Origin of the sequence: Cyclobacterium salsum (genome assembly GCF_010119245.1) — a bacterium.
GTDB classification, from domain to species: Bacteria; Bacteroidota; Bacteroidia; order Cytophagales; family Cyclobacteriaceae; genus Cyclobacterium; species Cyclobacterium salsum.
The window spans coordinates 1-9,304 of sequence record NZ_WNKG01000025.1 but is presented as its reverse complement, the minus strand read 5'-3'; the positions used below and the strand labels follow the sequence as shown (position 1 = coordinate 9,304).

The window sequence follows — 9,304 nt, the reverse complement described above, 5'->3', positions numbered from 1 at the left end:
TACTTCTATTTAATTCATTGGATATCAGTTTTTTAGGGATTCAGAAAGAAGCCCTACAAATCCCCTTTATCTGCACCTCGTGATTGCAAATCACGCGGAGCGGGAGAAATTATTTCTCCACTTTTTGCCCATCCAGAACCTCAAAGCGGGACATTTTGCTGGTGTATTCGGGGACCATTTTTTTCATATGCAAAACCAGCTGCATTTCATCTTCGGGATCAAAAAACGTTTCAAACAATCGCATTTTTCTTTTGATCTCCTGAAAGTTACCGGGGCGGACCAGAGCTATTTTTATCTTAGGATGGTGGGTTTCAACGGACCGTTCTCCGGAATCCAATACTTCTTCATACAACTTTTCTCCGGGACGCAATCCCGTAATTTCTATGTCAATATCCACACCGGGTTTTTTACCGCTGAGGTGTATCATTTTTCTCGCCAGGTCAATGATCCTGATCGGTTCACCCATGTCAAAAACAAAAATCTCACCTCCATTGCCCATGGCTCCTGCCTCCAATACCAAATCACAGGCCTCGGGTATGGTCATGAAATATCGCGTAACATCGGGGTCAGTGACCGTCAAAGGTCCTCCATTTTTAATCTGCCGTTTGAACAGGGGAATAACAGAACCGTTAGATCCCAATACATTTCCAAAGCGGGTAGTGATAAAGGCTGTTCCTGAATTGTGCTGCTCCTTTTGAGAATTATCCAGGGATTGTACATACATCTCAGCCAACCTTTTGCTGGCCCCCATCACATTGGTGGGATTTACGGCCTTGTCGGTGCTGACCATGACCATTTTTTTCACGCCATAGGCTACTGCACAATCCGCCACATTTTTTGTACCCAGGAGATTACACTGAATGGCTTTGAACGGATACTTTTCCATCATGGGCACATGTTTTAACGCTGCGGCATGGAAAACAAAATCGGGCTTGTAAAGATCAAACACCTTTTTGAGCCCTTCCAGGTTGGTCACATCCTCCAAAATAGCATGAAGCGGCAGCTCCTTGAATTCATTCTGGATAAATACCTCCTGATCATGCAGGGGAGATTCGGCCATATCCAGCAAGACCAAAACCTCCGGAGCGCATCTGGCAATCTGTTTGGACAATTCACTTCCTATCGATCCGGCCGCTCCTGTGACCAGCACCCGCTTGCCTGTTATCAGCGCAGATACCGTGGTGTTTTTCAGACAAATGGATTCCCTACCAAGCAGGTCCTCTATTTTCACATCCCTGAGTGCCCCGGGACTGAGGTTCCCCCCTATCCATTGGTTTACCGGAGGTATGGTCATGGCATGGATATCCAGCCGGATGCAGGCATCAATAATTTCCCTTTTTCGTCTGGGGGGAAGGTCTATGATGGCGATGATCAATTCTTCCAACTCAAATCTTTCCGCCAGGTCCGCCAATTCGTCAACGTTGCCGAATACGGGCAATCCCTCAAAATACTTGCCCTTCTTCCGGGGGTCATCATCCAAAAAGCCATAGACCAGAAACTGGTACTGGCTGTCTTTGACCACAGCCCGGTAGGTAATGCTGCCCGCCTCACCTGCTCCATAGATCAGTATTTTTTTCTTTGGCAAATCCATCCCTTTGAGCTTGTTTTTTCTGAAAAAATCCTTTACCAGCAGGCGGTAGGTAATCAGGAAAAACAGAGCGAGTACTCCTCCGATGATCAGCACGGCAAAGGGTACCACCCTACCCCCACCATATAGCATCGCCTTTAACAGATTAAGAACCGACACCGCCAGTACCGTAAAGCCAACTGTACGCAGGATTAACATCCCATCCATGATACCGGTATGGCGCACTATTCCGGTATAACTTTTTGTTAGAAACATAACAAAAAGGCCAATTAAAACAAATGTGAGGGTTCCCTGAAAAACCTGCAGGTCAGCCATCCTTAACCAATCGAAATTGGTAGCCAGAAAATAGGCAAAAAAGATGGATATGAAAAGAATAATACTGTCAAGACAAGCGATAAGCCACCTGGGTAGAATGCTGATTTTTTTCGAAAAAAACATGAATAAAAACTTATGGTAAGAAGCCGCCAATGAATCTATCAAAGATAATGGTTTTTCACCTTACAAAAAAGCCAAACTTATTCTTTGAAAAATACTTTATCAAAATTAATTCAACATTCATTAAAAGGCGCACACCTGGCTTTTGAATTGATTTTCACCAATGGTAAACCATTTGTACCTCCAAATTGAAATTGGAACGAACACCTGCTGCGGCCTGCCATTGGTAATGGTGGGAATGAATATATTGGCCGGTAGCCGCAAGGTTGATGTTCGCCAATTTTCTTTCCCATAACAAAGCCAGGGCCAAATCTGTCCAGGGCTCCAAATCTGCGTTGGCAGCTGTTGCCGCATAATAAAAATCCTCATTTCGTGCCACCCGCTCCAGTCGTATTCCCGTTTTTTTCCAGCCTCGCACATAGGCCAATTCCAGGGTTTGCATATTAGTGCCGGGACCCAGGCCCACTCCCAGCGGCTCTCCCCTATGCGTAAATCCGCGAAGCCTGGAATGGCCGTGCCAGCTAAGGCCTGCGTTGCCGGAGTAGCGGACCAGGCGATTGATGGATTCCTGCTGCTGGGTCAGCTCCCCACGCATCTGCAAATGTCCCTTTTCCAGGGTCCATAGTTTGGAAAACCCCAGCAAATAAGCCCGGGCATGTTCGGGATTGAGGAAAAACTCCCGCCAATTCAATGCATGGTCCCGACGGCCATACTCAAAATAAAGCTCTGATTGTGCCTGTGGCAACACCCAGCGGCCAAACACCGCTACCTGCTGGTCCCATTCCCCATTGGCATTGGAAAATCCGTAATTTTCCTTGATCAGGGGCATGATTACCGGCAGTAAGGCCCTGAAGCCCGCGGGCCGATCCCGATTATAGATCTGAAAAGTCCGTGAAAAACCCAATGACAAGCCCTTCAGCCATTTGGGAGAATAAGCAAGGATCAGCGCATTCAAATAACGCGGATCTTCCCGGTGAGGATTGTAAAATTGCTGATTGAGTGCCTCCTCCTGCAGGGGAGCATAAGCGGTGCTAGCTAGCCTACCCACCAATACCTGCCCTTCAAAGGTTCCCAAAAAGGTGGGCAGCGGTGCCCTGGTACCCAGGCTCAGGTGAGGAAATCCCGGAGCATGATGACTGAAAATAAGCGACTGAAACTGTCCCGGACCCCACCAGATATTGCTGGTACTGAGGCTTACTTCCCATTTGCGCCAATGAGCGGCCAGTTTGGATTGTCCCCAACCCAGGCGAAGCAGCATTCCCTTGCCAAAACGCTCCGGATAGTTGAGGGTATTGGGATAACGAAAATACCTGCGGTTGGTGGTCAATCCGTAGCTATCCGGAAATCCCTCATAGGCGGTGTTTCCGGCCAAAACCAATTCCGGTTGGAAACGGAATTCCAGCCAATTTTTACGGTATAGCAGTCCGGGATTTAACCAGAGTTGAGGTCCTCTGGCCGGCACCTTCAGGTATGGATAGTAGCCATAGGGCCTGCTGGCGGAATGGCCCAGGGATGCCCTTACCGGTAGCCATTTCCAGTTTTCCCTGATTTCCTTTCCGGGAGCCAGGCTATCTCCTTCCATCAGGTCCGCAAGCGGTAAATCGAAGGGACGGATCAGGTAACTGGCCTGGTTGTCTCCCTTGCCCAGGAGCTGCATTCTCCTACCGGCTTCTTCCAGCATGGGCTCACCGGCAAAAACCTGCGCCTGCAAGTCCATGTGGTTTACACAAAGAAATATGATTGTAAAAAAGAGGGTTCGTAGCATTTGGGCCGAAAGATAAACTTTTTTACAAAAAAATAGGAAAGAATGGCAATCTTATGCCTCACAACCTGGAGCAGGTGCTGTTCGATAGTTGCAATGTCGGACTGCAGATGAGCAGGATTTGTACTCCTGGTTACGGAATCGTTTTTGGGATGATGGGCACGTTTCGGGGATTGCAAATCCCCTTTATCTGGCCTCGGAATTGCAAATCCCGAGGAGCGGGGTCCCCTTTATCTGTCCTCGGGATTACAAATCCCTAGGAGCGGGATCCCGAGGAGCGGTACGCAAGCCATTTCCAATCCAGGTGCTGGCATCGGGCACATTGCGGGTGACCACCGATCCGGCACCAATTTTGGCCCAGGAGCCGATTTGGATACCCGGCAAGACGGTACTGCCAGCACCAATCAGCGTTCCCTCCCCCACATGGACCCCTCCGCAGAGGATGGCTCCGGGAGCGATGTGCGCAAAATCCGAAATCCTGCAATCGTGGTCGATGGAGGCCGCCGTGTTGACGATGACCTGCCTGCCCAGCCAGCTGTCTACTTTAACCAGGCACCTTTCCATCACTACGGTGCCTGCTCCCATCGTAGCGCGTTGGCTGAAAATAGCTGAATCATGGACCATACTGGCAAAATCCGCTCGTTCCCGATATCGCAGGTAAACCTTTTGGCGCGCGCTATTGTCTCCAATGGCTATAATAAGGGGATGATCAAAAATAAAATGATCGGGAACAGGGCCAAGCACCGGGAACTCCATCAGTTGGGTTAAGTGGATATTGTCATCAAAGATACCGTGCACCCGGTCCTCCGGGCCTAGCAGGTCGATGATTACTTTCCCATGGCCGGATGCTCCAAAGATATACATGTAATGTGGTGTTTTTTGGTTCAGGCACTTTGCCGGTTTCCGCGAAATGGTGCTACCGAAAGGCTGCCCTCCGGATAAATATGTTGCTTGCGGATCAGGGGCCTGATGGTCAGGAAAAGGATTTTTACATCTAGCAGAAAACAGCGATTCCGAACGTACCAGGTATCATAACGGAACTTTTCTTCCCAACTCAGCCTGTTCCGACCTTTAATCTGAGCGATTCCGGTGATGCCCGGCAGGACTTCGTGGCGGCGGTGTTGTTCTTCAGAATAGAGGGGAAGGTATTCCGGCAGCAGGGGCCGGGGCCCCACCAAACTCATTTCTCCCCGCAGCACACAATATAATTGCGGCAATTCATCCAGCGAACTTTGCCTTAACCAGCTGCCAACCGGGGTCATCCGTTTTTCATCACTCAGCAGTTTTCCCGACAAGTCCCGGGCTTCGGACATGGTGCGGAATTTCAGCAAGGTAAAAGGCTTGCCAGACCTGCCGGTACGGGTTTGTGTAAAAAACACCGGGCCCTCCTCCTGCCACCTCAGCAGTACTACCAACGCTGCCATCAGCGGAGAAAGCACCATCAACAGGACCAGGGCTACTAAAAAATCAAAGATTCGTTTTCCCACGTTCACGACAGTTTATCTGACACTTTCATGATGTCCTTGTGCAACAAAAAAACCACATCCAATACCCGGTCCATTTCTTCCTCCGTCAGGCCTGTGCTACTGGGCAGGCAAATGCCCTCTGAAAAAAGGGCCGAAGAGACCCCTGTTCCATAGAAGGGCGTATTTTTATATAAAGGTTGCAGGTGCATGGGTTTCCACAATAACCTGGATTCGATCTCCTGATCTTGTAGGCTAAACATCAACTCCCTGGCTGAAAATCCAGCCAGCAAGGGATCTATTACCATGGTTGTGAGCCAACGGTTGGAAAAAAACCCTTCCGGTTCCTTCAAAAAACGAATACCGGGGAGTTCCTGCAGGAATTGCTGGTACCGACGAAAGATGGCCCTTCTTTTTTGGATCCGCTCCTCCAGGCTGTCGAGTTGGGCCAGACCGATCCCAGCAGAAATATTATTCATTTTATAATTGAACCCCATTTCGGAATGCTCGTAATGAGGGAAATCCAGCTTTGCCTGAGTCGAAAGGTAGCTGGCTTTTTTGGCAAGAAAACGGTTGTCGGTAAGCAAGGCTCCTCCACTTCCGGTGGTAATGATCTTGTTGCCATTGAAAGAAAAAATACCCAAATCTCCGAATGTTCCGGCATACTGTCCACCAATACGGGACCCTACCGCCTCTGCTGCATCTTCTATCACGGGTATTTGGTACCGTTGGCTGATTTCCCTGATTCGGGGCCAGTTGGCCGGCATGCCGAAAAGGTTGACGACCACGATGGCCTTGGGCTTTTTTCCCATTCGCAGCCGCTCCTGAATCGTCCCCTCCAGGATATCCGGACACATGTTCCAGGTTTCCTTTTCACTGTCCACCAGAAGTGGTTGGGCTCCCAGGTAAAGAATGGGATTGGTAGAAGCGATGAACGTAAAACTCTGACAGAGCACCTCGTCTCCAGGCCCTACCCCTAGCAAGTGCAGCGCCAGATGAATAGCGGAAGTACCGGAATTGATTGCCACGACATGGGAAGCCTCAAACTTCCTGGACAATCCCTGCTCAAATGCGGAAATAAACCGGCCATGAGTAGCGATCTGCCCTTCTTCCATGGCGGCCATGACATGCTTTATTTCTCCACCCTGAAATTCCGGAAAAGACAGGTAAATTCTTTCTTTACTTTTTCCCATTACTTCCCTGTAATTCGATACTACCGGCTAAAGATATAAATATTTGCAGAAAAATTAAATGATATTCCTTCCAGGGAAAGCAAATTTAAACAACTGGAATTCTTTAAAATCGGATAATTTTTTCACCAAAAAAATCAAGTCCCTTTTCTTATAGGCTTGTGGCATTTTCCTGATAATTAAAACTAGTTGACCCGTATAAGCCGATTAGGTTTCAGGAAATTTTTTTTTCAATATTTTTTACATTTTTTTTGATCAGCCAATACCGGAACCCTAAATAGCCCATAATCATCACCAAAACAAAGACGATGGCAGGGAACCAATGAACGGTTTCCAGGCCAATACCGTAGACCCATATCCCGTTGATCATCAACTGTAGCCCGGCATACACCAGGGATACCTGCACATGGGGAATGCCTGTCTCATTGGCCAGGTACTGGTACAGGTGACTGCGGTGGGGCTGAAAGATATTTTCCCTGCGAAAAAGGCGCAGCAAGAGGGTAATTACCGCATCCAGGCCATATACGGTAAAGAAAAACAGGTACGCCGGGTTACCCGTAAGGATAATCACCTTTATCATCAGGTAGCCCAGCACCATGGCCATGCTAACAGAGCCTACATCTCCGGCAAAACACCGGGCTTTTTTCCGCACATTGAACCAGGCAAACGCGAGGCAAGCCAGGGCCAGAAGCAAGAGCAGTTCCCTTTCCCCGGCCATTTCCGGTACCAGGGCAAAACTCCCCAGGGCCACCAGCGCATAGAGCACGGTGATGCCATTGATACCATCCATAAAATTAAACAGGTTGGTCCAGCCGATCAGCATAAAAAACAACAGGGGTATCCAGGCTCCCAGCTGGGTGCCCTGCCCCAGGTCCAGCAGCAGCAGTGCAGTGGCCAGGAAGTGAGCGCTGATGCGCGGCAATTGATGCAGGGGGCGGATATCGTCCCACATGCTGATCCCGCCGACCAGCAGTATGGCCAGCGCCAATGGCCAGGAGGCGGCCCCCATCAGCCAGGCCAGGACCACCGCCAGGACGAACACCATGCCCCCACCACGGATGGTACTTTGGGTATGTGAGGAGCGTTCATTGGGTTTGTCAATGATCCGGTAGCGTTCGGCCAGGCGAAAATAGAGGAGCAATGTTCCCAGGAAAAAAAGGAAGGCAATCAGGTAGTACATGGCTGTAAAAGGGTTCTGGCAAAGGTAATTAATTATTATTTATTTGAAAGAAGCAATGGGAGGGACTTAGAGATGATGTGATGATGTGATGATTTGATGATTTGATAATGTGGTGATGTGGTGATGTGGTGATGTGGTAAGCCTAAAATACCAGGCAGTTCAGTTGGGCTCCATATCCGCCCAAAATGCCCTTTTAACCCTTAACCACCAGAGTTGAATCCAAAGTAAAGGCTGATTGCCAGATAGCCACTAGGAATACCGCAGCCGGATTCGAACCATATTAACCCTTAACCAACACGGCTGAATCCAATACTACCTTTCCTGCCTATTTGCCCATAACTACAACCCAGCCCGGACCCAGCCAGGTTAACCACCACCGCTGAACTCAAGATAAGAGAACCTGCCCCAAAGCCGATCCCTACACCTCAGCCCGTTCCGAGCCAATTAACCCGTACCTATTCTTTCTTTTGAATTATTTCTAAAATTCCTTGTTCCTCAGACGCTAAAAATTCAATCATAGCAATTCTGTTTTTCTGTAAAAGCCTTGAAATAGATTGGGTGGTTAAATTACCTGTTTTTAACCAGATGATTTTGGGTGGAATACCCTTAATCATATTTAAATCAATAAAATCAGCGTCAAACGTTACTACAGCATACCCATGTGCCTTTGCATAATCAAAAATATCGGAATCCGATGCGTCTTCCGAGCCCACATGTCGAACATGATAAGAGCCCGGGAAATCGGATTCAATTTGCCTGACAATTTTTGGCGAGATATTCTGGTCAAACAAAAGCTTCAAGAGGCAATTTGCAATTTATGCTCCTTATCTGCTGCAAAAGCCAGGCAAGCATTAATCATATCTTCACTAATCTCTTCAAAATCTTGCATGATCTCCTGTTTGCTCATTCCGTTTGATAGCCAATTTAACACATCATAAACGGAGATTCTTGTCCCTTTAAGGCAAGGTTTACCAAATCTCTTGTCAGATCTTATTTCTATATATTCCTGATAATTCATAATCCAAATATACGTAAATCCAGCCAGTTCGTTGGTTAACTGCTTATCTGATTTTAGGACCGGGTGTTTTGACTTTGAGAGGGGGTGACTGAGGGACTAGGAGACTCAGTGACGGGGGGACGGAGGGACGGATGGAACGTACAGGGATTTTTAGTCACTAAGGCACAAAGAGGCTCGAAGGACACTGAGGGAATTGGAGACTTAGAGACGGAGTGACTTAGTGAGGGGGAGACTGAGGGATGATGTGATGATGTGGTGATATGATGATATGATGATGGGATGATGTGATGATACAATTGTTTAACCCTTAACAACCAGGGTTGAATCCAAAGTAAAGACTGACTGCCAGACAGCCGCTATGAATACCTCAGACGGTTCCGAGATACTTTAACCACCACGGCTGAACCCAAAACAAGAAAACCTACCCCAAAGCCGATCCCTATACCTCAGCAGGGCCCCAGCCAATTAACCACCACGATTGGACCTAAATTGTATGGTAGCCTGTCTAACGGCTATTATATCAGGTATCCGGAACCAAGCCCCGAAGGGGCGAAATACCATAAGCCCCGGGTAAGCCGATAAAAGAGGCGCAGCCCGGGGTAGTTGGGGTCTTGCGCTCCCTGCATTGGCTATCCAGCCGCTAAAAAGTGAAACCAGGTTTCCGCCAA

At 48.3% G+C, this 9,304-nt stretch carries 9 protein-coding genes; all 9 read right to left on the bottom strand.

Going from position 1 to position 9,304, the window contains the following annotated elements; translation table 11 throughout:
* Positions 1 to 109 precede the first annotated feature (109 nt).
* Positions 110 to 2,068 (bottom strand): polysaccharide biosynthesis protein, encoded by a 1,959-nt coding sequence (locus tag GJS45_RS23350; RefSeq protein WP_317165122.1) that lies wholly within the window; start codon positions 2,066 to 2,068, stop codon positions 110 to 112.
* Between the two features lie 112 nt (positions 2,069 to 2,180).
* Positions 2,181 to 3,740, bottom strand: coding sequence for a capsule assembly Wzi family protein (locus GJS45_RS23345; protein ID WP_162344310.1), 1,560 nt, complete (start codon positions 3,738 to 3,740; stop codon positions 2,181 to 2,183).
* Positions 3,741 to 4,031: 291 nt separating this feature from the next.
* Positions 4,032 to 4,649 (bottom strand): acetyltransferase, encoded by a 618-nt coding sequence (locus GJS45_RS23340; RefSeq protein ID WP_162344309.1) that lies wholly within the window; start codon positions 4,647 to 4,649, stop codon positions 4,032 to 4,034.
* Between the two features lie 20 nt (positions 4,650 to 4,669).
* A complete protein-coding gene (locus tag GJS45_RS23335; protein WP_317165121.1) occupies positions 4,670 to 5,272 on the bottom strand; it encodes a sugar transferase in 603 nt (200 codons plus the stop codon).
* Between the two features lie 2 nt (positions 5,273 to 5,274).
* Complete coding sequence (locus tag GJS45_RS23330; protein WP_162344307.1) at positions 5,275 to 6,441, bottom strand: DegT/DnrJ/EryC1/StrS family aminotransferase; 1,167 nt, start codon at positions 6,439 to 6,441, stop codon at positions 5,275 to 5,277.
* 211 nt (positions 6,442 to 6,652) lie between these two features.
* Complete coding sequence (locus GJS45_RS23325; protein WP_162344306.1) at positions 6,653 to 7,618, bottom strand: MraY family glycosyltransferase; 966 nt, start codon at positions 7,616 to 7,618, stop codon at positions 6,653 to 6,655.
* A gap of 455 nt (positions 7,619 to 8,073) precedes the next feature.
* Positions 8,074 to 8,418, bottom strand: coding sequence for a DUF5615 family PIN-like protein (locus tag GJS45_RS23320; protein WP_162344305.1), 345 nt, complete (start codon positions 8,416 to 8,418; stop codon positions 8,074 to 8,076).
* Positions 8,415 to 8,636: a DUF433 domain-containing protein gene (locus GJS45_RS23315; protein WP_162344304.1), complete on the bottom strand. Its 222-nt coding sequence runs from the start codon at positions 8,634 to 8,636 to the stop codon at positions 8,415 to 8,417. The genes GJS45_RS23320 and GJS45_RS23315 overlap by 4 nt, the downstream gene beginning before the upstream one ends.
* Before the next feature lie 465 nt (positions 8,637 to 9,101).
* A partial coding sequence (locus tag GJS45_RS23890; protein WP_235954945.1) for a hypothetical protein occupies positions 9,102 to 9,304 on the bottom strand: 203 nt, incomplete at its 5' end.